This is a genomic window from Bradyrhizobium sp. B097, assembly GCF_038957035.1.
Classification (GTDB): Bacteria; Pseudomonadota; Alphaproteobacteria; order Rhizobiales; family Xanthobacteraceae; genus Bradyrhizobium.
The window spans coordinates 298,427-324,800 of the sequence record NZ_CP152412.1 but is presented as its reverse complement, the minus strand read 5'-3'; the positions used below and the strand labels follow the sequence as shown (position 1 = coordinate 324,800).

Genomic DNA, 26,374 nt, shown 5'->3' with positions numbered 1-26,374 from the left:
CGGCCGGGCGATACGTCACTCAGCTGAGCAAGCGGCACCCCTCTCCCTAACCCTCCCCCGCAAGGGGGGAGGGAACCCATCCGCCGGTGGCTTCCTTACGCCATCAAGAAGTCGAGACGGATGAGCGATGGGCCGCGCGATGTGAGGTGAGCACACACGTCAGGCTCCCTCCCCCCTTGCGGGGGAGGGTTGGGGAGAGGGGTTCTCTCCACACAGGACGCTCGTAATTTTGCGAATGAATGCGCGGGCCAAGCCCGCGCCGAAAAGCCCGGGCTCAGCCGCCGAGCTTGATGTCTTCGAGCAGCGAGGACGACACGCTCGGCACCTGCTCGCCTTCGCTGGCGCGGGAGATCGCGACGCGGGTCTTGTTGAAGGCGGTCTCTGCGCCGGCCTGGGCGTTGAGGTTGTTGATCAGCTCGGAGACCAGGACGCTGTTCGGCGCCTTGGAATCGTCGGCGACCTTGCCCGGTGTCGCCGAGGTCAGCACGATTGTATTTTCCGGCGGGCTGATCGGCGCGAGGCCGTGCGAGAACGCACGGAAGCGGCGCTCATAGGGATTGCGGCGCGAGGCATCGAGCACCACGAGCTTTGCTTTCGCACCACGCTCCTTCATCGCATCGAGCACGGACTCGACGCTGACGCCGGTGCGCTTGACGTCGGCTTCCTTCCAGATCGTGGCATCGACCGGGATCATGTAGCTCTCGCGGCCGACCTGCACGCCGTAGCCGCCGAAGAACAGCATCACGACGGTGTCGGGGCGGATCTTGGCCTTCATGCGCTCGACCGCGCGGAACATATCGTCCTTGGTCGCGTCCTCGACCACGTCGACGTCAAAGCCTTCGCGGCGCAGCGCCGACGACAAAGTGCGGGCATCGTTGATCGGCTGCGCCAAAGGCGCCGCAGCGTCCGGGTAATGGCCGTTGCCGATGATCAGCGCGAGGCGGGAGGAGCCGCCCGCAATGCTGCCGGTCTGCCCGGCGGTGACGGCGCCTGCGACCGTCTCCTTGGCAACATCCGGTGTCCGCTTGTTGAGCGCGGCATGGGCGCCAATCGCCAGCGACACCGTGCCGGCCACCGCCACGCAGACGGCGATGGTGCGACGGGAAATATGAAGCTGCCTAAGGTTCATAACGTTCTAGTCCCAATCTCTATCCCGATGGCGTTCGAACGAAATCGCGCCAGTTAGTCGCGTCAGTGACGATCAGGTTTAATGGGGTTGAGGTGTGTGTGCCGTTGAATTCAGCTCAATTTGCGGCGCCGCAACAAACACTCCCTTAACCCGGCTGGACCGCCGGAGCAACCCGGTTTGCAGCATGCTGCCGCCCGGCACAGGCCATTGACGCCGTTAAGATCCCGTTACGTGACTTCGGTCACATTTGTATTTTGTAGGGATTCATGTAGCTTTCCAAAGGCTTGCGAGTTTGGGGAAGGACCGGAGGAGACACCGCCGGGGGCGGCGGCGTTAACCGGTTCCTTGAGAAAGGGATTCATGAGCCTTCACGAGATCGCGGGCGCGGTGTGCCGGGCGCTGACCGCCAAGAAGGACGGCCCGTCGCTTTACGACGTCTGCGACCCCGTGCTGCAGACCTATTGCGGCGGCGATGCCCATCTCGGAAAATTCTACCGGACCGCACTCGGCAATCCGCCGCTGCGCGCGCTGCTCCGCCGCACCGGCCTGCCGGCGCTGAACGACCCCGACCGCCTGGCCGGCCTGCGCGCGGCGTTGACCGAGGCGCGCGACGCCGCGGCGCCGGATTGGGCCGCGATCGGCGCCCCGGTCGCCGACCTGATGGACGGCATCGGCGTGCGCCACCCCGCCCCGCCGGCCGCGACCGCACCTCACCATCCGCCGGCGATGGCCGAGATCGACCGCGTGATCCGCTTGACCGGCGCGCATCTGCTCGGCTCGTTCGGCAGATGCGGCTTCATCCCGACCTATGCCGCGTTCAATTTGATCGGTGACCCCGACATCAGCGGGCGCGAGATGCTGATGGCGCTGACCGGGCTGAACGCCCGCGGCTACAAGAACTCGACCTTGCTGTTCAGCCTGGCGCGGGTCTTCATCGCGCATTCGCCGGCGCGCGCGCTGATCAACCCGCCATGGCGCGGCATCGCCGAGCCGATGTGGGAGCCGGTGCAGATCCGCCACCGCTCGGCCTATTACGACGCCTTCTTCACCGAGGCGCTGCTCGGGTTTGTCGAGACCGGACTTGCGTCTCCAGATGAGGCGGGCGCGGCGCGGCGCGCGATTGCCGAGATGGTGGAGTTCTGCCTGAAGACCAGCGCCGAGGAGGTGCCGTCGCATGACGGCTCGGTCGTGAAGGTGATCACCGCGCTGGCGCCGGGGCGGCATCCGCGCTTCTCGCGCTTCTTCGCCCAGATCAAGCAGGACCTCGGCTTCGGCGTCTATGTGCCCGACTGCGACACCACGGCGTGCGCGTTCTCGGCCGCGACGCAAGCCGGCTCCGACGATCCGATCCTGCAGCAGCCGCTGCTGGATTTCTACCGAGGCTACCAGGTGCGATCAGGCGCCAACGAGCCGCGCGTCACCGTGCCGCTCAACGACAACATCGACTATGAGGGCGGCGTCGTCACCTGGATCGACAATCTCGCCGGCGAGCGGCCTTACGGCAACGACCTCGATCCGACGCTGAACCTCGACATCCTCGAGGTTTCGTTCCGCAACCTCGCCCGCTGGCGGATCATCGAGACACCGCAGCGGCTCGAGACGGTGCATCGCATCATCGCCTTCCAGAAAAATCTGGTCGAAAGCGGCGCGTTCAGGAATCCGCGTTCGCACATCTATTATCTGCCGGAGCTGTATTCGGCCTATTTCGGCCGCTGCTACGCCGCCTTCATCGCGCTGCCGCTGGCCGCGCAGCGCGTGATCGATCCCGGCAATGTGTTCGCGCTGATCCGTACCCGCGTGCTCGGCTACGTCCAGGGCGAGCTGATCGCGCATGAGATGAACCCGTTCGACGCGGCGCTGGCGCTGATGGCGCTGGCGCATCTTGGCGCCGAGGTTTCTACCTTCACGCCGGCGCTGCACTGCATCGTGCAGGGCCTCGGCGAAGGCGGCCGCAAGGGACCCTACAGGGCCTATGAATGGAACAAGATGAAGACCCCGACGCGGATCCTGGTCGGCGGGCCCGAGGTGACGTCGGCCTTCGTGCTGATGGCCCTTGCGCTGGCCAGGAAGCGGATGGTTGCGGCGTAGCCGCGTAGGATGGGTAGAGCGCAGTCGCCCGGTTCACCCTCCCCTGGAGGGGGAGGGTCGTATCGCATCGCGCGAAGCAAGATGCGATACGGGGTGGGGTGATCCCTCCACACGGGCAGCGCTTCTGTGGAGAGACTGTCACCCCACCTCGGTTCGCATTGCGCTACGCTTCATGCGAACCGATCCCAGAGCGAGCTTCGCTCGTCTCGACCCCTCCAGGGGAGGATGACATCGCGGAGCGGGATGACGCGAAGTTGAAACTGGAGGAAACACAACACCACTGGCAGGGTTGCCCAATTGCCCGCACAATCCTCGCCGATCCTTTGGGCCCTGAACGCTGAACGAAAGACTGGCCGGAAACGCCGATGCTCAAGACCCTGCTCACTGCCGGCCTGCTGCTGTCGCTGCCGACGCTGGCTGTCGCCGCCGACATCACCGGCGTGCCGAAGATCCGCGACGGTGACCAGCTCATGATCGGCAGCGTCAAGATCCGGCTCGGCGGCATCGACGCGCCGTCGACCGACCAGCTCTGCCTCAACACCAAGGGTGAGCGCTGGACCTGCGGCGTCGCCGCGCGCGACGAGCTGATCAAGCATGCCGGCAACAAGAGCTGGACCTGCCACGCCCGTTCGGTCGATCGCCGCGGCCGCACCATTGCGCGCTGCGAGGTCGACGGCGAGGACATCCAGAAATGGATGGTCAGCAATGGCTGGGCGCTGGCCTACACCCGCATCTCGCATGACTACGAGCCGGACGAGAAAGCGGCGCGCGAGGCCAAGGCCGGGATGTGGCAGGGCGCATTCATCGCGCCGTGGGACTGGCGCGTGCGCAACAAGAAGACCACCGTGCTCGGCACCGTGAAGCCGCCGGAAGGCGCCAACGCGATCCTGCTCGCCTCCGCCTCCGGCCCGGTCGCGCCCTCGCCCGACTGCACCATCAAGGGCAACGTCAACCGCTCCGGCGAATGCATCTTCCACCAGCAAACCAGCCGCTGGTACGCCAAGATCGAGATGAAGATCAGCAAGGGCACGCGCTGGTTCTGTTCGGTCGAGGAAGCCGAAGCCGCCGGCTGCCGCGAGACGCGGCGCTAAGGCGCGCGACCGATACGCGACAGACTTCGATAGAATGAGATTCAAACGCACCCGCGTTGGCAGTGCGCCCCCTCTCCCGCTTGCGGGGGAGGGTTGGGGTGGGGGTGTCACCGCTTGCGACACTCGTTATGAAGAGAGAGCCCCCACCCGGATTGCATCTTCGATGCAACCCGACCTCCCCCGCAAGCGGGAGAGGTGAAGGACTACGGCATGACCGATGTCGAGATCGATCCACCTTCCACGCGCCGTCGCAAACGCGTGCGCTATCTGCAGCTGCTGCTGTTCGTCCTGGTCACCTATCTGATCGCGGCCTATCTGGTGCTGCCGGCGCTGTGGACGCATTACGAGCACCAGAAGGGCCTCGCCAATCTGCCGATGGTGACCCGCACCGCGCAGGGCATTCCCGGCGATCCCATGAATGTCGGGCTGATCGGCGACACCAAGGACGTGGTCTGCGCGATGCACGAGGCCGGCTGGTTCCCGGCCGACCCGGTCACGCTGAAATCCTCGATCGAAATCGTAGGCAGCGTGCTGCTCGACCGTCCCTACAAGGCGGCGCCGGTGAGCAGCCTGTTCTATCTCGGCCGCCGGGAGGACCTCGCCTTCGAGCGGCCGGTCGGATCGAGCGCGGATCGCCGCAACCATGTCCGGTTCTGGCGGGTGCTCGATCAGGGTCAGGAGAAGCGCCCGGTGTGGCTTGGCGCTGCGACGCTCGACCGCAGTGTCGGCATCAGTAGCTACACCGGCGCGGTGACGCATCACATCGCGGCGGACCTCGACGCCGAACGCGCGCTGCTTGCGACCGACCTCGAATCCGCCGGCATGGTCACCGCGAAATACCAGGTCACCGGCATCGGTCCGACCTTCGACGGGCATAATGGCGGCGGCGACCTCTATTACACCGACGGTGAAATCTGGGTGATGCGGCTGGTCGAGGCCTGCCGCAAGAACGACGGCACCGTCGAGCAGATTCCAAGTCCCGCCGCGACCCAGTTCAAGGACCAGATCTGGCGTGCGGTGGTCGAGACCATCGACAAATAAGGGCTGTGTCCCGCGCTTTTGGAAACGCTGGATTGCTTGGACCTGCTCGCAATCGCGGCCGCGATGGCATATCCTCCACGCTTGACCCCTCAGACGCATGATTTGCGTTGCTTTACCCAAAAGGAACAGGACGATGACCGTTCGCGCGGGCCGGGAATTTCTGGCCATCCCCGGGCCCACCACAATGCCCGATCAGGTGCTGCAGGCGATGCATCGCCCGGCGCTCGATATCTACTCCGCCGAGATGTTCGAACTGACCGACAGTCTGCTGCGCGATCTCTCGAAACTGTTCGCCACCATGGGCAAATCCTACATCTACATCGCCAACGGCCACGGCGCCTGGGAGGCGACGCTCTCCAACGTGCTGTCGCGCGGCGACAAGGTGCTGGTGCTGGAAAGCGGGCGCTTTGCGATCGGCTGGGGCCAGGCGGCGGCCGCGATGGGTGCCGATGTCGAGGTGCTGAAGGGCGACTGGCGCCGCGCGATCCGCCCGGCCGAGGTCGAGGAGCGGCTGCGCCGCGACAAGGAGCACAAGATCAAGGCGATCCTCGCCGTGCAGGTCGACACCGCGTCGGGCGCCTATAACGACATCGAGGCGATCGGGCGGGCGATCAAGGCCGCCGGCCATCCCGCGCTGTTCATGGTCGATACCGTCGCCTCGCTCGGTTGCATGCCGTTCGAGATGGACAAATGGTATGTCGACGTCGCGATGTCCGGCTCGCAGAAGGGCCTGATGACGCCGCCCGGCCTCGGCTTCGTCGCCGCCAATGATCGCGCCTGGGACGCGCACAAGAAGGCCGATCTGCGCACGCCGTACTGGGACTGGACCGAGCGTGAGGGCTCCGAGCACTACCGCAAATATGCCGGCACGGCGCCGGTGCATCTGTTGTTCGCGCTGCGCGAGGCGATCAACATGCTGCACGCCGAGGGCCTGGAGAATGCTTTCGAGCGGCACCGGCTGCTCGGCGAAGCGGTGCGCCGCGCCGTCGCCGTCTGGGGCGAGGGCCAGGTGCTCGGCTTCAACATCACTGAAGCCGCTGAGCGCTCCAACACGGTGACGACCGTGACCGTGAAGGGCGCCGATCCCGCCGCGATCCAGCGCTATGCCAACGAGAAATGCGGCGTGGTGCTCGGCACCGGCATCGGTGATCTGCAGGGCCAGGCGTTCCGCATCGCGCATATGGGCCACGTCAACGCGCCGATGATCCTCGGCACGCTCGGCGTCGTCGAGGTCGCGCTGACAGCGCTGAATATCCCGCACGGCAAGGCCGGCGCCGACGCCGCCATCCAGTGGCTCGGCGAGAACGTGAAGGCGTAGGCTGAGGCAATTTCAGCTACCAGACCCGTCATCCTGAGGTGGCCGCTTCTTCAGCGGCCCTCGAAGGATCGACGGCCACCGGCGGGGCCGTGCATCCTTCGAGGCTCGCTCCGCTCGCACCTCAGGATGACGGGATAGGCGTCCGCCGGGATCAGAGATAGACGCTCATCCTATTGACCGTGGCGATGCTTGCACCATGATGCCTCGCGCGATACGCGCGAGATCATCACGATGGGCATCTACGTCTACATGCTTCGCTGTGCCGACAACTCGTTCTACGTCGGCAGCGCGACGGGCGACGATCTCGCGCCGCGTATTGAACAACACAATGCGGGTGCTTTTCCCGGCTACACCTATAGACGGCGGCCGGTCGTTCTCGTCTGGTCGGAATACTTCGAGTGTATCACCGACGGCATCGCGGCTGAACGGCAGATCAAGGGCTGGAATCGGGCGAAGAAGGAAGCGCTCATCAAATCCGATTGGGAGACCGTCAGCCGCTTCGCGCGTCGTCGCGGTGGCGCGCCACGAGCTGAGTCTTGAGCCGCCGATCCCTCCCCGTCATCCTGAGGTGCGAGCTCTTGCGAGCCTCGAAGGATCGACGGCCTCGCTGTGGCCCGCGAAGAGCTCTTGACGCGGAAATGGCTGGGCCGTGCATCCTTCGAGGCTCGCTTCGCTCGCACCTCAGGATGACGGGGTATCGCTCGATGGGTGACGGAGCGAGGACAAGCCACGACTTATTGAGAAGGCACGAACACTTTTCGTCGTCATCGTTTTCCGCTTTACTGCCGGCAACAGCCGGGCACGGATCCCTGCGACAGAACAAGATGGAGGGATCGCTTGGCATCGGTGGAACTGCGCGGCCTGGTCAAGCGGTTTGGTTCGTTTGTCGCGGTTGATGACGTCTCGCTCACGATCGACCACGGCCAGCTGGTCTGCCTGCTCGGGCCGTCCGGTTGCGGAAAGACGACGACGCTGCGGCTGATCGCCGGGTTCCTCGAGCCATCCGGCGGCGAGATCCGCGTCGGCGACCGCGTCGTGTCATCGAAAGCGCGCACGCTGCCGCCCGAGCAGCGCAACATGTCGATGATCTTCCAGAGCTACGCGCTGTGGCCGCACATGACGGTGGCCGAGAACATCGTCTACGGGTTGCGCTTGCGCAAAATGGATCGCGACACCATCGCGAAAAAGCTCTCCGCGATCCTGGCGACCACCAAACTGGAGCCGCTGGCGCAGCGCTATCCGGGCGAGCTGTCCGGCGGCCAGCAACAGCGCGTCGCGCTGGCGCGCGCGCTGATCGTCGGCCCCGAGACGCTGCTGCTCGACGAGCCGCTGTCCAATCTCGACGCCAATCTGCGCGAGGAGATGCGGTTCGAAATCCGCCGCCTGCACGACGAATATCGCTACACCACCGTCTACGTCACCCACGATCAATCCGAGGCGATGACGACCGCCGACCTGATCGCGGTGATGAACGCCGGCAAGATCGACCAGCTCGGCAGCCCTGAGGACATCTATGCGCGGCCGGAATCCGAATTCGTGGCGCGCTTCATCGGCGCGGCCAATGTGATCAAGGGCACCGCGCGCGATGCGACCCATGTGGAGTTTGCCGGCGCTGTTCTCGCGGTGGTCGGCGCCAGGCTCACGGCCGGCCACAGCGCGCCGGTCGCGATCCGCCAGCATGAGATCCAGCTCTCGACGCAGGCCCCCGCAGGCGCGCAGAACACCCTCAGGGCCGTCGTGACGCGGCAGGTCTATCTCGGCATGAACCGCGACTACATGGTCGAGACGCCTGACGGCACCTCGCTGCGGGTGACCACGCCGACCGAGACCGCGGTCGAGAAGGGCAGCGAGGTTTGGCTGATACTGCCGGCGGAACGCTGCCGCGCCCTCAGCCGATAACGAGCAAGAAACCGAGGGACGCGATGCGGAAACAAATCTCCAGACGCCACGTCCTGAAAGGCTCTGCGGCGCTTGCGTTCGGCAAGTTATTCGCGTCACCGGCGCGCGCCGCGCCACCCGAGCCGGCTGCGATCACGCCCGACCTCGTCGCGGCCGCGACCAAGGAAAGCAAGCTCGTGTTCTACTCGTCGATGGACCTGCCGGTCGGCGAAAAGCTCGGCAAGGCGTTCGAGGCCGCCTATGCAGGCATCACCGTGCAGATCGAGCGTTCCGGCTCGGAGCGGCTGTTCCAGCGCGTGGCGCAGGAATTCGACGCCAACATCCACGCCGCCGACGTCGTCAACAGCGCCGATGCCTCACACTTCATTCCCTGGAAGAAGAGCGGCTGGCTGATGCCGTTCGTGCCCGAGGATGTCGCGAAGCATTTTCCCGACGGATACCGCGACCCGGACGGCATGGCCGTGACCACGCGTCTGTGGCTGTCGTCGATCGCCTACAACACCAACCTGGTGAAGGCGGAGGATGCGCCGAAGAGCTTTGCCGATCTGCTCGACCCGAAATGGGCCGGCAAGATGGTGAAGGGCCATCCGGCCTATAGCGGCACGATCATGACCACCACGTTCCAGATCGTGCGCGAGCTCGGCTGGCCTTACCTGGAGAAGCTTTCGAAGCAGCGCGTGATGCAGGTTCAGTCCTCGACCGATCCGCCGAAGAAGCTCTCGCTCGGCGAGCGCGCGGTCATGGCCGACGGCAATGAATACGGCATCGTGCTCTTGAAGGAGGCCGGCCAGCCGGTCGAGCCCGTCTACCCGACCGAAGGCACGCCGACGATCTCGGGGCCGACCGGCATCTTCGCCGGCGCGCTGCACCCGAACGCGGCAAAGCTGTTCCAGGCCTGGCTGCACACCCGTGCGACCCAGCAATTCTTCGTCGACTTCACCGGGCAGTACTCGGTGCACGCGCAGGTGCAGCCGAAGGCCGGCCGGCGCAAGCTCGCCGACATCAAGCTGATGAAGGAGGACCCGGCGGGTGTGGAAGCGATGACCGAAGAGATCAAGACGCGCTACGCGCGGCTGTTCAGGGTTTAGATGCTACGGCCCTCACAACAATCGTCATTCCGGGATGCGCCTCTTGGCGCAGGCCCGGAATCCATAACCACGATCGTGAGTATGGATTCCGGGTTCGCGCTGCGCGCGCCCCGGAATGACGAGGGGAGATGTCTCGCATGACCTTCACGCCTACCACCTCCCCTGCCATCCGCCCCCGCATCGACTGGACGCGCCCCGTGCTGTGGCTGTTCGCGGCCGTGCTCATTCTCCTGATCCTGCTGCCGCTGTCGTGGCTCGCGGTCTACGCCTTCACCGACAAGAACCGCCATCCGACGCTGCAGAACTTCGTCACGCTGTTCAGCAATCCGGATTTCCTCGATCCGTTGCTGACGACCGCGATCATCGCGACGACCTCGGCGCTGATCTGCTGCATCGTCGCGGCGCCGCTGAGCTGGCTGGTGTCGCGCACCGACATGCCGGGCCGGCAGACCATCCGCGCGCTAGTGACCGCCTCGTTCGTGACGCCGCCGTTCCTCGGCGCGGTCGCCTGGGAATTGCTGGCGGCGCCGAATTCGGGGCTGCTCAACCAGCTCTACCGGCTGTTCGCGGGCGAGGATGCGGACGCGCTGTTCAACATCTATTCGATGACCGGGATCATCTTCGTGATCTCCTGCTACACGTTCCCGTTCGTGTTCGTGCTGGTGGCCAATGCGCTCGACACCATGCCGGGCGAACTGGAAGACGCCTCCGCGATCCTCGGCGGCAATGCCTGGACCACGGCGCGACGAGTCACCATTCCGCTCGCGCTGCCCGCCTTGGTCGCGGGCGCGCTGATCGCCTTCCTGCAGGCGATGACGCTGTTCGGCTCGCCGGCGATCCTGGCGCTGCCGGCCGGCTTCCACACCATGACCACCAAGATCTGGAGCCTGTTCCAGTATCCGCCGAAACTCGAGCTCGCCGCCGCCGCCGCGGTGCCGCTGCTGCTGCTGACCATCCTGCTGCTGCAGGGCCAGAAGGCGCTGCTCGGCCGTCGCGGCTATTCGGTGATCGGCGGCAAATATGGCGCGCCGCGCCGGGTCGAGTTACGCGGCTGGCGCTGGGCCGCGCTCGGCTTCTGCCTTTTGGTCCTGCTCAATCCCGTCTTCCTGCCTTACCTCGCGCTGCTCAACGCCGCGTTCTCGCCCAACGCCACCACGCTGGTGACGCCGTCGACGGCAACGCTGCACAACATCGTCTTCGTGTTCACCGAGCTGTCGTCGACCCAGCTCGCGCTGAAGAACACCGTAATCCTGGGCACCGCCACCGCGACGATCGGCACCATCCTCGCGCTCGTGATCGCCTATGTCACGACGCGCAAGGTGATCGCCGGCCATCGCGTGCTCGGCTTCCTCGCCACCGCGCCGGTCGCCGTTCCCGGCATCGTGCTCGGCGTCGGCCTGTTCCTGAGCTACACGCGGCCGCCCTTCGTGCTCTACGGCACGCTGTGGATCCTGCTGCTGGCGTTCCTCACCATCAATTTGCCGTCGGCCTATCAGCAATTGCAGGCGGCATTCACGACCATTCATCCCGAGCTTGAGGAAGCGAGCCGCATCCTCGGCGCGACGCGGCTGCAGGCGCTGCGCCAGATCACCGCGCCGCTGCTGCGCACCGGCGTGATCGCGACCTGGTGCTTCATCTTCATCGGCGTGATGCGGGAACTGTCGGCGGCGATCGTGCTGTTCACCTCACAGACCAAGGTGCTGTCGGTCCTGATCTACGATCTCAACGAGGGCGGCGACCTCGCCGCGATCGCAGTGCTCGGCATCGCGATGCTGGTGATCACCTTCGCCGTGGTGCTGGCGGTGAACCAGATCCCGATGTCCGGCGGCAATGCGGGCGCGAAGTTGAGGAACAGCTGACGACGCTCCACCCCGTCATTGCGAGGAGCGAAGCGACGAAGCAATCCATCCCATGCCGTCGGGGAGGGATGGATTGCTTCGCTGCGCTCGCAATGACGGGGATGGAGTGGGAAGCCAATCGACGACCCGTCCCATCTGGCAATCGCCACATTCATCCCGATATAAAGCGGAACCCCGCACCATGAGGATCGTGTGACCAAATCCGCCACCACAACACCGCCCCCTGTCGCGCCGCGCCGGCCGCATTCCTTCACCACCCACGGCATCACGGTGACGGACGACTATGCCTGGATCAAGGATCCGAAATGGCAGGAGGTGCTGCGCGATCCCTCGATCCTCGATCCTGACATCCGCAGCTATCTCGAAGCCGAGAACGGCTACACCGAGAGCCTGCTCGGTCATACCGACGGCCTGCAGAAGCGACTGGTCAAGGAGATGCGCGGGCGGATCAAGGAGGACGATTCCAGCGTGCCGTCGCCGGACGGCCCGTTCGCCTATTTCCGCAAGTTCCGCGAGGGCGGCCAGCACGAGCTGTACTGCCGCATGCCGCGCGACGGCGGCGATGCGCACGTCCTGCTCGATGGCGACGCGCTGGCCAAGGACCACAAATATTTCAAGTTCGGCGGCAGCCGGCATTCCAACGACCACCGCCTGCACGCCTGGAGCGCCGATACCAAGGGCTCCGAATATTTCTCGATTCGCGTGCGCGACTGGGCAACCGGCGGCGACTTCGACGACCTCGTCGAGGAGACCGACGGCGGCGTAGTGTGGGCGGCGGATTCCAAGAGCTTCTTCTACGTCAAGCTCGACGACAATCACCGCCCGATGCAGGTGTGGCGACACAGGCTCGGCACCAGGCAGGCCGACGACACCCTGATCTATGAGGAGCAGGATTCCGGCTGGTTCACCCATCTGCACGAGAGCGCGAGCGGCCGCTTCTGCGTGATCGCCGGTGGCGATCACGAGACCTCGGAGCAGCGGCTGATCGATCTTTCCAATCCCGACGCGCCGCCGCGCCTCGTCGCAGCGCGCGAGGAAGGGGTGCAATATTCGATCGCCGACCGCGGCGACGAGCTCTTCATCCTGACCAATGCCGACGACGCGATCGACTTCAAGGTCGTCACCGCGCCGCTCGCCGCGCCCGAGCGCGCCAATTGGCGCGACCTGATTCCGTATCGCGAGGGCGTCTATGTGCTCGACGTCGAGCTCTATGCCGGCCACATGGTGCGGCTGGAGCGCGCCAACGCGTTGCCGGCGATCATCATCCGTGACCTCACGAGCGGCGAGGAGCACGCGATCGCGTTCGACGAGGCGGCCTATTCGCTCGACACCATGGGCGGCTACGAGTTCGACACCACCAACCTGCGTTTTGCCTATTCGTCGATGACGACGCCGTCGGAGGTCTATGACTACGACATGGCGACGCGGACGCGTGTGCTCCGCAAGCGGCAGGAGATTCCGTCCGGCCACAACCCGGCGGATTACGTCACCACGCGCATCATGGCGACGTCGCATGACGGCGCACAGGTGCCGGTCTCGATCTTGCACCGCAAGGACTTTGCCCGTGACGGCAACGCACCGCTGCTGCTCTATGGCTACGGCTCCTACGGCATGGCGATGCCGGCGTCGTTTGCTGCCAACCGGCTGTCGCTGGTCGACCGCGGCTTCGTTTACGCGATCGCGCATATCCGCGGCGGCGCCGACAAGGGCTGGGGCTGGTATCTCGACGGCAAGCGCGAGAAGAAGACCAACACGTTCGACGATTTCGCCGCCGCCGGCCGCGCTTTGATCGAGGCGAAATATACGGGTGCAAAGCGCATCGTCGGCCATGGCGGCTCGGCCGGCGGCATGCTGATGGGAGCTAGCGCCAACCGCGCCGGCGAGTTGTTCGCCGGCATCGTCGCCGAAGTGCCGTTCGTCGATGTGCTCAACACCATGCTCGACGACACGCTGCCGCTGACGCCGCCGGAATGGCCGGAATGGGGCAACCCGATCGAGAGCGAGAAGGATTTCCGCACCATCCTGTCCTATTCGCCCTACGACAATGTCGCGGCCAAGGACTATCCGGCGATCCTGGCGATGGGCGGGCTCACCGATCCGCGCGTCACCTATTGGGAGCCGGCGAAATGGATCGCGCGGCTGCGCGCCACCATGCGCGGCGGCGGCCCGGTGCTGCTGCGCACCAACATGGGCGCCGGCCACGGCGGCGCCTCCGGCCGCTTCAACCGCCTCGACGAAGTCGCGATTGTCTACGCCTTCGCGCTGTGGGCGGTCGGGATGGCGGACAAGGCGGAGGTGTAAGGCCGCCGGTTGGCTTGCGCGGTCCCCTCCCCAGGGTCGTCCCGGCGAAGGCCGGGACCCATACCGCGTGACCTATCGAGCAGGGAAGTCGCGGTACCACGGCACGCAACGCAACTGCCAATCTGCGCCAAACCCCTCCCTGTGGTTATGGGTCCCGGCCTTCGCCGGGACGACGGCGGAGTATGTGGAACCCTACCGCCCCTTCATCTTCCGCCAAGCCGCAAAATCCTTCAGCGTCTGCTCGTCGGTCGCGGGATAGAGGCCGAAGATGCCGCGGCCGTTCTGGACCTGCTCGGTGACGAAATCCTCGAACGCGGTCATCTCGAAAGTCTCGTTCGCGATCTCGTCGGCGAGATGGGCCGGGATCACGATGACCCCGTCGCTGTCGCCGAGGATCACGTCGCCGGGAAACACCGGCGCATCGCCGCAGCCGATCGGGACGTTGATCTCGATCGCCTGGTGCAGCGTCAGATTGGTCGGCGCGCTGGGGCGATGATGAAACGCCGGGAAACCGAGCCGCGCGATCTCGGCCGAATCGCGGAAGCCGCCATCTGTGACGACGCCGGCGCAGCCGCGCTTCATCAGCCGCGTCACCAGGATCGCGCCGGCCGAGGCCGCGCGCGCATCCTTGCGGCTGTCCATGACCAGCACGCTGCCCGGCGGGCAGTCCTCGATCGCCTTGCGCTGCGGATGCGCGCGGTCGCGGAACACCTCGATCGTGTTGAGATCCTCGCGCGCCGGCATGTAGCGCAGCGTGAAGGCTTCGCCGACCATCGTCGGCTGGTCCGGGCTCAAGGGGTGAACATCCTGGATCATCTGGATGCGCAAGCCGCGCTTGAACAGCGCGGTCGCGACCGTCGCGGTGGAGACGGATTTCAGCTTGTTGCGGGTGGTGTCGCTGAGTTTTGACATATGATTTTTCCGGTTGTCATTCCGGGATGGTCCGAAGGACCAGACCCGGAATCTCGAGGTTCCGGGTTCGATGCTGCGCATCGCCCCGGAACGACGGCTAATAGATCGACGGCTCTCCGACCGGCTTGCCAAAACCGGTCTCGAGGAAATCGAAGTCGCAGCCCTCATTGGCCTGCTTGATGTGCTTCGTGAACATCCAGCCATAGCCGCGCTCGAAGCGCTTTTCCGGCTGCTTCCATTCGACGCGGCGCTTGGCCAGCTCCGCCTCCGGCACATCGAGATTGATGGTGCGCGCGGCAACGTCGAGCGTGATGCGGTCGCCGTTCCTCACCAGCGCCAGCGGGCCTCCGATGAAGGATTCCGGCGAGACGTGCAGGATACAGGCGCCATAGCTGGTGCCGCTCATCCGCGCATCCGACAGCCGCACCATGTCGCGCACGCCCTGCTTCACGAGCTTGGTCGGGATCGGCAGCATGCCCCATTCCGGCATGCCCGGGCCGCCCTGCGGGCCGGCATTGCGCAGGATCAGCACGTGATCGGCCGTGACGTCGAGATCGAGGTCATCGACCGCCTTCTTCATCGAGGGATAGTCGTCGAACACCAGCGCAGGCCCGGTATGCTTGAGGAAGCGCGGATCGCAGGCGGACGGCTTGATGACGCAGCCGTCGGGCGCGAGATTGCCCTTCAGCACCGCCAGCGCGCCCTCCTTGTAGATCGGGTTGTCGACGGTGCGGATGACGTCGTCATTGTGGACCTCCGCGCCTGCGATGTTCTCGCCGAGAGTTTTGCCCGTGACGGTCATGCAGTCGAGATGCAGATGCTGCTTGATCCGGTTCATCAGGCCGGGCAGCCCGCCGGCATAGAAGAAATCCTCCATCAGATAGAGGTCGCCGCTCGGCCGCACATTGGCGATCACGGGCACCTTGCGGCTCGCAACTTCGAAGTCATCGAGAGAAATGTCCTGGCCGGCGCGGCGCGCCTGCGCGATCAGGTGAATGATGGCGTTGGTCGAGCAGCCCATCGCCATCGCGACCGTGATCGCATTCTCGAACGCGCTTCGCGTCTGGATCTTCTGCGGCGTGAGGTCCTCCCACACCATCTCGACGATCCGGCGGCCGGCTTCCGAGCTCATCCGGATATGGTTGGCGTCGGCCGCGGGGATCGACGAGGCGCCGGGCAGCGTCATGCCGATGGCTTCCGCGATCGCGGTCATGGTCGAGGCCGTGCCCATGGTCATGCAGGTGCCATAGCTGCGGGCGATGCCGGCTTCCATGTCGACCCAATCCTTGTCGGAGATCTTGCCGGCGCGGCGCTCGTCCCAGTATTTCCAGGCGTCCGAGCCCGAGCCGAGCGTGCGCCCCTTCCAGTTGCCGCGCAGCATCGGCCCGGCCGGCAGATAGATCGCCGGCAGGTTCATGCTGGTGGCCCCGAGCAGCAGGCCGGGCGTGGTCTTGTCGCAACCGCCCATCAGCACCACGCCGTCGACCGGATGGCCGCGCAGCAGCTCCTCGGCATCCATGGCCAGCATGTTGCGGTAGAGCATGGTGGTCGGCTTCAGCAGCGATTCCGACAGCGACAGCGCCGGTAGCTCCAGCGGAAAGCCGCCGGCCATCAGCACGCCGCGCTTGACGTCGTCGACCCGGCTCTTGAAGTGCATGTGGCAGGGCTGCGCATCCGACCAGGTGTTGATGATCGCGATCACCGGCCGGTCGCGCCATTCCTCCGGCGCGTAGCCCATCTGCATCGCGCGCGATCTGTGGCCGAAGGCTCTGAGATCATCGGGCGCAAACCAGCGCGCGCTGCGCAATTGATCCGGGGTCTTGTTCTTCTTGGTCATCTTGGATGCGCCATATGCTTCGATATTGCGTGTTTCGGTATCGCGTGTCTCGAGATTGCTCGCACGCGCGCGGTCTCGGCACGCATGCCCTGCGCAACGCATATACAGGATTTCCGGACGCCTCGTCCCGCGCGCGGCGCAGACGTACCGTTCGCCGCCGGTGTGCCGGGCGTGCGGCACACAACCCCGCGATGTGGAAATCGGAGCCTAAACCGGCCTTGGCCGACCTTGGCTTACTTTTGCTGCGCCGTCATCACGATGCGGACGAGGTCGGCGGCGTTGCGCGCGCCGAGCTTCTTCATGATGTTGGCGCGGTGATCCTCGATCGTACGCGGGCTGATCCCGAGGTGACGCCCGGCCTCCTTGTTGGAGGCGCCCGCGGTGAACTGCTCGAGCACCTCGCGTTCGCGGCGGGTCAGCGGCTCGCGCCCCGGAAAGTGCAGCGCGGCGATGCGCGATGCCGAGGTCTCGGCCTGGCGCCTGGTATAGGCGTCGATCGCCTCACTGAGGCGACTGACGATCTCGTTACCGCGGAACGGCTTCTCGATGAAATCGAGCGCGCCGTTCTTGATGGCGCTGACCGCCATCGTGATATCGCCCTGGCCGGAGATCATGAAGATCGGCGCCGGATAATCCTCGCCGTGCAGCTCCTTCAGGATATCGAGGCCGGATTTGCCGGGAATGTGCACGTCGAGCAGGATACAGGCCGGCGTCCGGCTGCGCGCCACCGCGAGCAGCGCGGCGCCGTCCGCAAAGCAGATCACCTTGTAGCCGGCGGTCGACAGGACCACGGACAGCGTCTCGCGAACGGCGGGGTCGTCGTCGACTACAAAGATTTCCCCGCGAGGAGCGCCATTCTCAACCATATGTCTCGTCCATCAGTGGTGAAGCGTGCTGGCCAGACTGCACAAGAAGTAACTCGACCATCTCGATCAATGGACCCGTATTTGTACGGGACGTCCGCTTAACGCACAAGTAGCACCGCGGTCCCTAAAAGTGGGGGCAGTGGAGAAACATGCATGGAAAATGCAGCGGCGGACGGCGTTGCGGTGTGCCTGGACGAGGGCAGCGATCCCTACAGCCTGATCGTGACGGACCTGGTCGCGCTGATCGGCCATGTCCAGGCGAGCCTGCGGCTGATCGAGGCGGCGATTGCGCGCGAGGCATTTCTGGCCGAGCAGGACGCCGCCGCCGACATCTTCGTGCTTGACGACGTCACCCCTCGCTATGCCGTGGCGTCCACGGCCCTGAAAGCCTGTGACGCCGGCCTCGGCATGGCGCTCGATCGGCTGTGCGATCCAGAGGGCCCGGCCCGCCTCCTGAACTGACCGGCCGGACCGGCCGCCACCGAATTCGGCGCCATCACGCAGATTATGCCGACAACGCCCCAACCCTCGAGGCGACGATCCGTTCCACGTTCGGATTCGCGGCAGGCATCGCCCACCCGGCCGGTTCTTGATATCAGGCTCTGGCCCGCTCTTCGTCGGAGCCCGACCGCCGCTTGCTCGGCTTGCCCTTGAGGAAGCTGATGTCCATTTCGGTGCCGTTGACGCGGACCAGCTCGCAGCGGCGATAGGCAAGCCCGGTCGACGACAGCAGGAGGAAGAACTCCTTCAGGTTGAGCCCCTGAATGGAACCCTCGACGGTCAACGCCGCGTCATTGTCGGAGATGGCATTGAGCTGGCAGTCGCGCCGCCAGGTGCCGTCGATGGCCATGATGCAGACATCGACGCCCCGGCTGAACGTGACACGCTCAATTGATTTGCCGTCCTCCGTCATCGCTCAATATCCGACCGCCATGGCAGACCTCGGCATCACAAGTGCTGCCCGCACCCCGCTCGGCCGATACAGGCCACGCCGCTCGGGAATCGGCTTGAACGTGTCGGTCAGGCCGACCACGGTTTCGGCGGCGCCGAGCACCAGGAAGCCGTCGGCCTCCATCAACCGGGCGAGCCGGTTGAAGATGTTGATCTTGGTGTCCTGATCGAAATAGATCAGCACGTTGCGGCAGAAGATCACATCGAACGTGCCGAGCTGGGAGAAATCGCGCAGCAGATTGAGCTGACGGTGCTGCACCATCGCGCGCAACTCGGGATTGATCTGCCAGAGTTCTCCCGACTGCTTGAAATACTTGACCAGCAGCTGGATCGGCAGCCCGCGCTGCACCTCGAACTGGCTGTAGATGCCGGCCTTCGACTTCTCCAGCACCTCCTGCGACAGATCGGTCGCTGTGATCTCGACCCGCCATCCCGCAAGCGCAGCACCCATCTCCTTGAGGCACATCGCCAGCGAATAGGGCTCCTGGCCGGTCGAGCCGGCGGCGCACCAGATCCGGACGCTGCGGCGCGCGGCACGCGCCTTCAGCACTTCCGGCATGATGGTGTCGCGGAAATGGTCGAACGGCACCTTGTCGCGGAAGAAGAACGTCTCGTTGGTGGTCATGGCCTCGACCACCTGGACGGTGTGTGTCGATGAGCCGGCCCTGATCTTGGCGATCAGGTCGGGGATGCCGGACAGGCCGCATTTGCGGGCCAGCGGCAGCAGGCGGCTCTCGATCAGATATTGCTTGTCCGCGGACAGATCGAGACCGGAATGGTCCTTCAGGAGCTTACGCAGATACTCGTAGTCGGGCGGCGTCACGGGAGCCTCGCAAAGGCAAAGGGTGAGACTGGGTATCAGGCTTCGGCAGACGCATCGAGCGCCAGCAAACCCACTTCCTGGAATTTCGCGATCACGATGTCCTTGTCGAACGGCTTCATGATGTACTCGTTGGCGCCGGCATGCAGCGCCCGCGAGATGTGGTCGATGCCGTTCTCGGTGGTGCAGAACACCACCTTCGGCACGTCACCGCCCGCCATGCGCCGGAGCTGCACGAGGAATTCGAAGCCGTCCATGACAGGCATGTTCCAGTCGAGCAGCACCGCGTCCGGCAGCGCCTGCTTGCAGGCTTCGAGCGCGACCGCGCCGTCCTCGGCTTCGATGACGGTGAATTCCATTCCTTCGAGGATGCGGCGTGCGATCTTTCGCACCACACCGGAATCGTCGACGACAAGACATGTCTTCATATGTTGGCCTCCTTGTAGAGTCCGCCGTCTCCGCGGCGGAGCGTTACGCTGCAGCTGCTGTTTTGGGCACCAGTTCGAGCACGCGATCGACATCGAGGACGACCATGAGCTGGCCGTCGAGGCGGTGAACGCCGCCGGCGAGCCTCGCCATGCGGGGATCGAGGTTGACCGGATTGTCCTGGCGGCTGTCGTCGGGCAGCCGCAGCACCTCGCCGATCTGGTCGATCAGCAGGCCATAGGATTCACCGCGCAGGTCGACGCCGACCGCCATCGGCGGCTTGCCGTCGTCGGCCTTCGGCAGGCCGAGCCGGGCGCGCATGTCGACCACGGTGACGATGCGGCCGCGCAGATTGAGCACGCCGGCGATCTCGCTGGAGGCCAGCGGCACCCGCGTCAGCCGCTCCGGCATGAACACGTCCTGCACCCGCGAGATCGGCAGGCCGAACAGCTGCCCGCCGATCACCGCGGTGACGTATTCGGCCATCGCGCCTTCACTGGTCTCGATCTTGCTCGTCATCAGTTCTGTTCCTTGCATCCCTTTGTTTTGAGCATGATCCGATCGGAAAACCGGTTCCCACTTTTCCGGATCATGCTCTAGGCGGCCCGGCGCAGTTCGGCGGTCTGCTCTTTCAGCGCCGCGATCAGCCCGGGACGATCGAACTTGGCGACATAATCGTGGAAGCCGGCCTGCCGGCCGCGCTCGATCGCCGCCGGCGACACCATCGCCGACAGCGCGATGATCGGCAGCCCGATGAGGTTGTGGTCACTGCGGATGTTCTCGGCGAACTCGAAGCCGTTCATCTCGGGCATCTCGATGTCGGTCAGCACGACGTCGAAGGCCTGTCCCGAGCGCAGCGCGGCGAGCCCTTCCTGGGCATTCGGCGCGGTCCGCACCTTGTAGCCGGCGGCTTTGAGCACCGGCGCCAGCATGTTGCGGAAGAACGCGGAGTCGTCGACCAGCAGCACCGACTGCGCCGAGGCCGACGGACGCATCTCCTTGCGCGAGAACCAGTCGGCGAACGCCATGGGGAGGAAGTGGCCGACGTCGATCACCTCGGTGGCCTGGCCCTTGATCACGGCCGAGCCCAAAATGCCGTCCTGCGAGCCCGCGACCTCGATGTTGAGCCGCTCCTCGACGATGTCGATGATCTCGTCGACCACGAGCCCCATCGAGCGGCCGTCGTCGGCGAACACCAGGATCGGCTGCGACCCTTGCGTCTGCACCTCGACGCCGGCCATCTGCACCAGCGGCATCAGCTGCTCGCGGTACTGCACCATGTAGCGTCCGTTGGAGAGCTCGATCTTGTCGGTTGCGATCTCCTCCAGCCGGGTAACGAGGCCGAGCGGCACCGCCTTGGGTTGGCTGGAACCGGCGCGGAACACCAGCAGCGAGGTCAGCTGCTCGCCGCTCGAGGCATGCGCCGCGGCATTGTCGTCGGCCATGTCATGGGCCGAGGAGCCGGACGCGCCGAGCGCCTTGGCAATCCCGTTGGGGTCGATGATCATGATCACGGCGCCATCGCCCAAAATGGTGTTGCCGGAGAACATGTCGATGTGCCGCAGCTTGGTCGACATCGGCTTGACCACGATCTCCTCGGTGTGGAACACGCCGTCGACCACGATGCCGAAGGTCTGGCTGCCGACTTGCGTCACCACGATGAAGCCGTTCTCGGCATCTGAGGTGGCGCCGTCGTCGATCTTCAGGAGCTTCTTGAGGTGGATCAGCGGCAGCAGCTTGTTGCGCAGCCGCAAGACTGCGGTGTCCTTGATCCGCTCGATGCGGTGCTCGGAGTTGGCGCGGGCCCGCACCAGCTCGACCACCGAGAGCTGCGGGATGGCAAAGCGGTCGCCGCCGGCTTCCACGATCAGCGCGGAGACGATCGCCAGGGTCAGCGGGATCTTGATGGTGACGGAGGCGCCCTCGCCGGCCACGCTCTTGATGTCGATGGTGCCGCCGATCTGGTCGATATTGGTGCGCACCACGTCCATGCCGACGCCGCGGCCGGACACCGAGGTCACCTGCGCGGCGGTCGAGAAGCCCGGCGCGAAGATGAACTTGTGGATCTGGGCCTCGGTCATCTTCTCGAGCTCGGCCTCGGTGACGAGACCGTTCTGGAGCGCCTTGGCCTTGATCCGCTCGGTGTTGAGCCCGCGGCCATTGTCGGCGATGCAGATGATGATGTGGCCGCCCTCGTGATAGGCGGAGAGGCGAATGGTGCCCTGTTCGGGCTTGCCGCTAGCGACCCGCTCGGCGGTGGTCTCGAGGCCATGATCGGCGGAGTTGCGCACCATGTGCGTCAACGGATCCTTGATCAGGTCGAGCACCTGGCGGTCGAGCTCGGTGTCGGCGCCGTGCATCTCCAGCTCGATCTGCTTGCCGAGTTCGCCGGAGAGATCGCGGACGATGCGCGGCAGCTTCTGCCAAGCATTGCCGATCGGCTGCATCCGCGTCTTCATGACGCCTTCCTGCAGCTCGGCGGTGACGTTGGAGAGCCGCTGCAACGGCACCTTGAACTCGGTGTCCTCGTTGCGCCTTGAGATCTCCAAGAGCTGGTTGCGGGTCAGGACCAGCTCGGAGACCATGGTCATCAGGTGTTCGAGGGTGTCGACGTTGACCCGGATCGACTGGTTGGCGATCTTGTCGCCTTCCTGGACATCCTCGGTGGCGGCCTTGCGGGCCGGCTTCTTTGCGGCCTCGGCCGGCTCGGCTGCGGGCACCGCAGCGGCAGGCTTGGCGACCGGCGCGGGCGCCGGCGCTGCGGCTTCAATCTCGGTCTCGCGGAAGGCGCGCTCGAGCTCGTCGAGCGAGACCTCGCCCGGACGCAGCGGACGCTCCAGCGTCTGCACCACCAGTGTGCCTTCGGTCATTGCTGCCTGCACGGATGGAGATTCAACGACAGGCATGTCTTCAGGAGCAGTCTCACCGGCAGCCATGGCCGCCATGCCGCGCTCGACCATCGCTTCGAGTTGATCGATCAGATCGCGGTCGTTGCCCTCAGGCTCGGCCTCGGTCGCCTCGAGCCCGCCAAGGATCTCCTTGATGCGGTCGATCGAGGACAGGATCAGCGTCACGGCTTCCGCCTTCACCGGCATGCCGTCGCGGAATTTGCCCATCAGGGTCTCGCCGGCATGCGCCAGCGCTTCCAGCCGCGGCAGCCCGAGGAAGCCGCAGGTCCCCTTGATCGTGTGCACAAGGCGGAAAATGTTATCCAGGATCTTCGCGTTGTTCGGATCCTGCTCGAACTGCACCAGCTGGTTGTCGACCGTGTCCAGGCTCTCGCTGCTCTCCGTCAGGAACTCGCGCAACAGATCGTCCATGAATCGGTCCCCTCAAGGTGCTACGGAACGCACGCCTCGCACCGATAACTTGGCCGGCTTCACGGCGACGTTAATTTCGTCGTCCGTGCAAATACGGACGATGAAGCCCTTCAAGGACGACGCATCACGACATCGCGGCCGGTTTCACAGCAACGAGCCCATACCACCCGGACGGGAAAGAGCCCGTTCCACCCGTCGTCGCAATTTGAACGAAATGAGATCGAGGGGCCGTCAAGTCCAGCGAAGCGCTGGCGGCCATGACATCCGCCTGCATCAGGACGCGATCGCCCAAGGGTTGAACAAGGGTTGAACATGGGTTGCAACCGGCGGGATGGTTAAGCAAACCCAAAAGCAAAGGCGGCGGAGTTTCCTCCGCCGCCTCGATAGTCGTTGTCTGTCGCGGCTACGCTTAGCGGAGCAGCTGCAGAACGCTCTGCTGCGACTGGTTGGCCAGGGCCAGCGCGGACACCGCGATCGACTGGCGGGTCGACAGCGCCTGGCTGTTGGCCGCTTCCTCGTTGGTGTCGGCCAGCGTCAGGTTGGACGAGCCGGTCTGCAGCACGTTGATCAGGTTCTTCGAGAAGTCCTGGCGGATCTGCACGATCGACAGGTTCGAACCGAGGGTCGAAGCCTGGGTGCGCAGCAGGCCGCTCGCGCTGTTGAGCGTCTTCAGCGTGGCGTTGGCCGAAGCGTTGTCGATGAAGTCCGTGCCGGCGGTCAGCTTGGTGAGGTTGAGGCCGGAGGCATCGAAGGTGACGCCCTGGATCTTCAGCGTCGAGGAGCCCGTCTCGTTGAAGGTCAGCTTGAGCTGATCGCCATTGAGCAGGTTGATGCCGTTGTACGAGGCGTCCTGCGCGGTCGTGGTGATCTGGTCCAGGATGTTGTTGTACTGGTTGACCAGGTTGGCGCGGTTCGCCAGCCCATTCGGATCCTGCACCGGGGCGCTGCCCACAAGGGCGTTGAACAGCTTGCCGGCGCCGGCTGCCGTGCCACCGATCGTGCCGATGGTCGCGGACGCGGCATCGTTGGTGGTGCTGATGGTGAGCGCACCGCTCGCGCTGAGCGATGCCTGCAGGTTGTTGGCCGACAGGGCGTTGTTCAGGTCGTTGAGGGACTTCACCTGGCCCGCGCCGCTACCAAACGTAATGTTGGTGGCCTTGCCGTTGCCGGTCGCGCCGATCGTCAGCGTCAAGCCATCCAGCGGCGAAGGCGTTGCCACGGTGCGTGCCTTGGTTCCGGCGGTAAGGCCGAAAGCGGCGAGGCCCGAGCCGGAGATGTTGAGGTCCTGGTTAGTGCCGGTGCTGATCTGGAGCGCACCAGCCGCCACGGTGGAGGCGGTGGCGGTGCCGGTGATGCCGTCGATCGCCGTGAGCAGGTCGCCGACGGTCAGGTTGCTGCCCGCGCCGGTGCCGAGGGTCACGTTGCCGGATGAATCGGTCGTCGCAGTGGTCTGCGAGGTCGAGAACGTGATCGACTTGCCGTTGACGTTGATCGTGCCGGTCGGGGTCGCCGCCAGGGTATCGGAGTTGGCCGCAGTGACGAGCTTGGTGGCGGCCGTGATCGGCACGGGCGTCGTGAGATTGTTGTTGACGACCGTACCAGCGAGGGTCGCATTGCTGTAGGTAGCGGTGCCACGGATATCGTCGGTGGTCGCGCCGGTGACCACGGCGGTCGTCACCTGCGACTTCTGGGAATAGCCGACCGCGGCCTGCAGGGCCTGGTTGGCGACCGACTTGGCGCTGTCAACGAGCTTCTGCAGCGAGGTGATGCCGGTGTTGGCAGCCTGCAGCACCTGCACGCCGTTGCCGATTCCGTCCAGCAGGTTGTTGATGTCGCTGGCGCGGTTGTCGAGCGACTGCGCCGTGAAGAAGTTGGTCGGATTGTCGAGAGCGGTGTTGACCTTCTTGCCGGTGGACAAGCGGTTCTGCGTGGTGGCGAGCAGGTCGGCCGTCGACTGCAGCGAAAGCAGGTTCTGACGGACCGATGACGAAAGGACGATGCCGGACATACTGGTACCCTTCTGGATGAACACGGATGACGCGACGCCGTAAATTTCGCACGGCGACCGTTGCCACACTGGTCTGTCCGCGCTACCCGTTCGTTAAAGGGCTGCTCCGTACAAATACCCAGGATGGCTTTGCCGGTAATTCTACGGCCGCCGCGCAGACGCCCGGCCAAACGGCGCGTATCCGCCGCCGGACCGATCTCGTGACAACGAATTTGTCCTCGCATTTGCGGGACTTGCCGCGTGCTCGCGCTGCCGACGGGGGGCTTCGACATCCGCCATGGCCATCGCGACGGCGTACGCTCGGGTACGCATCAGAGTTAATGGAAATCAATAAATGCGAGACAATGCCGCAACCGTATCGTCCGGATGCGCGGCATTCGAATCGCCTCGAACGCCGCACGGGCCGAAGCGATTGCCGACCGTCTGCCCCCTAGAGGGTATAAGGTTCGCACCACAACCCTTGTGCTATTGGACAGGCAAGCTATGTTCGCTCTCCACACGCCAAGAGTAGGTGATGCGAGACCGTAGTGCTCCCGCCCTCGGCAGGAGCTCCAATGTCTGCGGTATCGCGTCCGCCCAATCGTCTGTTGCAAGCACTTCCCTCCACGGAATACGCGCAACTTCATCCCGTTCTGGAAACCGTCGACCTGATCAAGGAAACGGTGCTCGCCGATGCCGGCGCGCCGGTGCAGCGGGTCTATTTCCCGCACGGCGGGGTGGTCTCGATGATGGTCAATCTCTCCGACGGGCAGTCCGTCGAGATTGCAACCATCGGTCGTGACGGCATCGTCGGCGCATCCGCCGCCCTGCATGAGCGGCCACTGCTCGCCGACGCGATTGTCGTGGTGCCGGGCACGGCATCGATGGTGCGGGCGGAAGATTTCCGCGAGGCCGCCAATCGCAGTGCGGAGTTCCGGACCCTGGTTGCTCTCTATGAGCAGGCGCTGATGGCACAGACCCAGCAATCCGTCGCCTGCAACGTGTCGCATCCGGTGGAGGCACGGCTGTCGCGCTGGCTGCTGCGCGCGCGCGACCTGTGCGGCAGCGAAGCCTTGCCGTTGACCCAGGAGATGCTGGCGCAGATGATCGGTGTGCGGCGCAATGCGGTTTCGATCGTCGCGCACGGGTTTCAGCAAGCCGGTATCCTGCGCTACAGCCGCGGCCATATCGAAATCACCGATATCGACGGTCTGCGGAAGGCGGCGTGTGAATGCTATGCGACCGTCAAGGCGCACGCCGAACAATTGATCGGGCCTGAAGATTGATCGCCGCAACCCGCTGCAGCCGCGGATAACGTGACGCCGCGGCGATCGGCGTATTCCTAATGGAACCAAGATATGTTTCCATTGGAACCAAGACGTGCCAGAATAGGTTGCATAACGACCCAACTGCACGCGTCAGCCCTGATGACCAGAGACAA

At 65.0% G+C, this 26,374-nt stretch carries 21 protein-coding genes; 11 read left to right on the top strand and 10 right to left on the bottom strand.

Annotated elements, in window-relative coordinates:
• Nucleotides 1-274 precede the first annotated feature (274 nt).
• On the bottom strand, nt 275-1,129 hold the full coding sequence (locus tag AAFG07_RS01570) for a caspase family protein (RefSeq protein WP_342725707.1): 855 nt from the start codon (nt 1,127-1,129) through the stop codon (nt 275-277).
• 360 nt (nt 1,130-1,489) lie between these two features.
• Here AAFG07_RS01570 and AAFG07_RS01565 point away from each other — a divergent pair, with 360 nt between their 5' ends.
• The 9 genes from AAFG07_RS01565 (at nt 1,490) to AAFG07_RS01525 (ending at nt 13,814) form a co-directional block, all read left to right on the top strand.
• Nucleotides 1,490-3,217, top strand: coding sequence for a hypothetical protein (locus AAFG07_RS01565; protein WP_342725706.1), 1,728 nt, complete (start codon nt 1,490-1,492; stop codon nt 3,215-3,217).
• A 365-nt stretch (nt 3,218-3,582) separates the two neighbouring features.
• Nucleotides 3,583-4,308: a thermonuclease family protein gene (locus tag AAFG07_RS01560; protein ID WP_342725705.1), complete on the top strand. Its 726-nt coding sequence runs from the start codon at nt 3,583-3,585 to the stop codon at nt 4,306-4,308.
• 210 nt (nt 4,309-4,518) lie between these two features.
• Nucleotides 4,519-5,349, top strand: coding sequence for an LssY C-terminal domain-containing protein (locus tag AAFG07_RS01555; protein WP_342725704.1), 831 nt, complete (start codon nt 4,519-4,521; stop codon nt 5,347-5,349).
• Nucleotides 5,350-5,482: 133 nt separating this feature from the next.
• Entirely contained in the window at nt 5,483-6,667 is a 1,185-nt protein-coding gene (locus AAFG07_RS01550; protein WP_342725703.1) for an aminotransferase class V-fold PLP-dependent enzyme, read from the top strand.
• 231 nt (nt 6,668-6,898) lie between these two features.
• The gene (locus tag AAFG07_RS01545; protein WP_342725702.1) at nt 6,899-7,207 is read left to right on the top strand and encodes a GIY-YIG nuclease family protein; all 309 of its coding nucleotides are present in this window, start codon (nt 6,899-6,901) and stop codon (nt 7,205-7,207) included.
• Nucleotides 7,208-7,513: 306 nt separating this feature from the next.
• A complete protein-coding gene (locus AAFG07_RS01540) occupies nt 7,514-8,566 on the top strand; it encodes an ABC transporter ATP-binding protein (protein ID WP_342729424.1) in 1,053 nt (350 codons plus the stop codon).
• A 23-nt stretch (nt 8,567-8,589) separates the two neighbouring features.
• Entirely contained in the window at nt 8,590-9,654 is a 1,065-nt protein-coding gene (locus tag AAFG07_RS01535; RefSeq protein ID WP_342725701.1) for an extracellular solute-binding protein, read from the top strand.
• Nucleotides 9,655-9,791: 137 nt separating this feature from the next.
• Complete coding sequence (locus AAFG07_RS01530) at nt 9,792-11,513, top strand: iron ABC transporter permease (RefSeq protein ID WP_342725700.1); 1,722 nt, start codon at nt 9,792-9,794, stop codon at nt 11,511-11,513.
• Between the two features lie 192 nt (nt 11,514-11,705).
• Nucleotides 11,706-13,814: a S9 family peptidase gene (locus AAFG07_RS01525; RefSeq protein WP_342725699.1), complete on the top strand. Its 2,109-nt coding sequence runs from the start codon at nt 11,706-11,708 to the stop codon at nt 13,812-13,814.
• A 192-nt stretch (nt 13,815-14,006) separates the two neighbouring features.
• Here AAFG07_RS01525 and AAFG07_RS01520 read toward each other — a convergent pair whose 3' ends face one another.
• The 3 genes from AAFG07_RS01520 to AAFG07_RS01510 all read right to left on the bottom strand — a co-directional run bounded on the left by AAFG07_RS01520 (nt 14,007) and on the right by AAFG07_RS01510 (nt 17,429).
• Nucleotides 14,007-14,726: a ribonuclease activity regulator RraA gene (locus AAFG07_RS01520; protein ID WP_342725698.1), complete on the bottom strand. Its 720-nt coding sequence runs from the start codon at nt 14,724-14,726 to the stop codon at nt 14,007-14,009.
• Between the two features lie 97 nt (nt 14,727-14,823).
• Entirely contained in the window at nt 14,824-16,563 is a 1,740-nt protein-coding gene (araD, locus tag AAFG07_RS01515) for an L-arabinonate dehydratase (RefSeq protein ID WP_342725697.1), read from the bottom strand.
• A gap of 233 nt (nt 16,564-16,796) precedes the next feature.
• Nucleotides 16,797-17,429 carry a response regulator gene (locus AAFG07_RS01510; RefSeq protein WP_342725696.1) on the bottom strand — a complete coding sequence of 211 codons (633 nt, stop codon included), beginning with the start codon at nt 17,427-17,429 and terminating at the stop codon, nt 16,797-16,799.
• 153 nt (nt 17,430-17,582) lie between these two features.
• Between AAFG07_RS01510 and AAFG07_RS01505 the strand changes: the two genes are divergently transcribed.
• A complete protein-coding gene (locus AAFG07_RS01505) occupies nt 17,583-17,891 on the top strand; it encodes a hypothetical protein (RefSeq protein WP_342725695.1) in 309 nt (102 codons plus the stop codon).
• Nucleotides 17,892-18,024: 133 nt separating this feature from the next.
• Here AAFG07_RS01505 and AAFG07_RS01500 read toward each other — a convergent pair whose 3' ends face one another.
• The 6 genes from AAFG07_RS01500 to AAFG07_RS01475 form a co-directional block, all read right to left on the bottom strand.
• Nucleotides 18,025-18,342 (bottom strand): hypothetical protein, encoded by a 318-nt coding sequence (locus AAFG07_RS01500; RefSeq protein ID WP_050404430.1) that lies wholly within the window; start codon nt 18,340-18,342, stop codon nt 18,025-18,027.
• Nucleotides 18,343-18,345: 3 nt separating this feature from the next.
• A complete protein-coding gene (locus AAFG07_RS01495; RefSeq protein WP_342725694.1) occupies nt 18,346-19,203 on the bottom strand; it encodes a protein-glutamate O-methyltransferase CheR in 858 nt (285 codons plus the stop codon).
• Between the two features lie 35 nt (nt 19,204-19,238).
• A complete protein-coding gene (locus AAFG07_RS01490; protein ID WP_176534294.1) occupies nt 19,239-19,628 on the bottom strand; it encodes a response regulator in 390 nt (129 codons plus the stop codon).
• 43 nt (nt 19,629-19,671) lie between these two features.
• Nucleotides 19,672-20,145, bottom strand: a complete 474-nt coding sequence (locus AAFG07_RS01485; protein WP_342725693.1) for a chemotaxis protein CheW — start codon at nt 20,143-20,145, stop codon at nt 19,672-19,674.
• Nucleotides 20,146-20,222: 77 nt separating this feature from the next.
• Nucleotides 20,223-22,946, bottom strand: coding sequence for a hybrid sensor histidine kinase/response regulator (locus AAFG07_RS01480; RefSeq protein ID WP_342725692.1), 2,724 nt, complete (start codon nt 22,944-22,946; stop codon nt 20,223-20,225).
• A 409-nt stretch (nt 22,947-23,355) separates the two neighbouring features.
• Nucleotides 23,356-24,954, bottom strand: a complete 1,599-nt coding sequence (locus AAFG07_RS01475) for a flagellin (RefSeq protein ID WP_342725691.1) — start codon at nt 24,952-24,954, stop codon at nt 23,356-23,358.
• Nucleotides 24,955-25,508: 554 nt separating this feature from the next.
• Between AAFG07_RS01475 and AAFG07_RS01470 the strand changes: the two genes are divergently transcribed.
• Complete coding sequence (locus AAFG07_RS01470) at nt 25,509-26,219, top strand: Crp/Fnr family transcriptional regulator (protein WP_229170507.1); 711 nt, start codon at nt 25,509-25,511, stop codon at nt 26,217-26,219.
• Nucleotides 26,220-26,374: the final 155 nt, after the last annotated feature.

Bases quoted from the DNA above. Each gene is read 5' to 3' on its own strand.
- AAFG07_RS01570 (WP_342725707.1), bottom strand. From the start codon at position 1,129: ATGAACCTTAGGCAGCTTCATATTTCCCGTCGCACCATCGCCGTCTGC.
- AAFG07_RS01565 (WP_342725706.1), top strand. From the start codon at position 1,490: ATGAGCCTTCACGAGATCGCGGGCGCGGTGTGCCGGGCGCTGACCGCC.
- AAFG07_RS01560 (WP_342725705.1), top strand. From the start codon at position 3,583: ATGCTCAAGACCCTGCTCACTGCCGGCCTGCTGCTGTCGCTGCCGACG.
- AAFG07_RS01555 (WP_342725704.1), top strand. From the start codon at position 4,519: ATGACCGATGTCGAGATCGATCCACCTTCCACGCGCCGTCGCAAACGC.
- AAFG07_RS01550 (WP_342725703.1), top strand. From the start codon at position 5,483: ATGACCGTTCGCGCGGGCCGGGAATTTCTGGCCATCCCCGGGCCCACC.
- AAFG07_RS01545 (WP_342725702.1), top strand. From the start codon at position 6,899: ATGGGCATCTACGTCTACATGCTTCGCTGTGCCGACAACTCGTTCTAC.
- AAFG07_RS01535 (WP_342725701.1), top strand. From the start codon at position 8,590: ATGCGGAAACAAATCTCCAGACGCCACGTCCTGAAAGGCTCTGCGGCG.
- AAFG07_RS01530 (WP_342725700.1), top strand. From the start codon at position 9,792: ATGACCTTCACGCCTACCACCTCCCCTGCCATCCGCCCCCGCATCGAC.
- AAFG07_RS01520 (WP_342725698.1), bottom strand. From the start codon at position 14,726: ATGTCAAAACTCAGCGACACCACCCGCAACAAGCTGAAATCCGTCTCC.
- araD (WP_342725697.1), bottom strand. From the start codon at position 16,563: ATGACCAAGAAGAACAAGACCCCGGATCAATTGCGCAGCGCGCGCTGG.
- AAFG07_RS01510 (WP_342725696.1), bottom strand. From the start codon at position 17,429: ATGGTTGAGAATGGCGCTCCTCGCGGGGAAATCTTTGTAGTCGACGAC.
- AAFG07_RS01505 (WP_342725695.1), top strand. From the start codon at position 17,583: ATGGAAAATGCAGCGGCGGACGGCGTTGCGGTGTGCCTGGACGAGGGC.
- AAFG07_RS01500 (WP_050404430.1), bottom strand. From the start codon at position 18,342: ATGACGGAGGACGGCAAATCAATTGAGCGTGTCACGTTCAGCCGGGGC.
- AAFG07_RS01490 (WP_176534294.1), bottom strand. From the start codon at position 19,628: ATGAAGACATGTCTTGTCGTCGACGATTCCGGTGTGGTGCGAAAGATC.
- AAFG07_RS01485 (WP_342725693.1), bottom strand. From the start codon at position 20,145: ATGACGAGCAAGATCGAGACCAGTGAAGGCGCGATGGCCGAATACGTC.
- AAFG07_RS01480 (WP_342725692.1), bottom strand. From the start codon at position 22,946: ATGGACGATCTGTTGCGCGAGTTCCTGACGGAGAGCAGCGAGAGCCTG.
- AAFG07_RS01475 (WP_342725691.1), bottom strand. From the start codon at position 24,954: ATGTCCGGCATCGTCCTTTCGTCATCGGTCCGTCAGAACCTGCTTTCG.
- AAFG07_RS01470 (WP_229170507.1), top strand. From the start codon at position 25,509: ATGTCTGCGGTATCGCGTCCGCCCAATCGTCTGTTGCAAGCACTTCCC.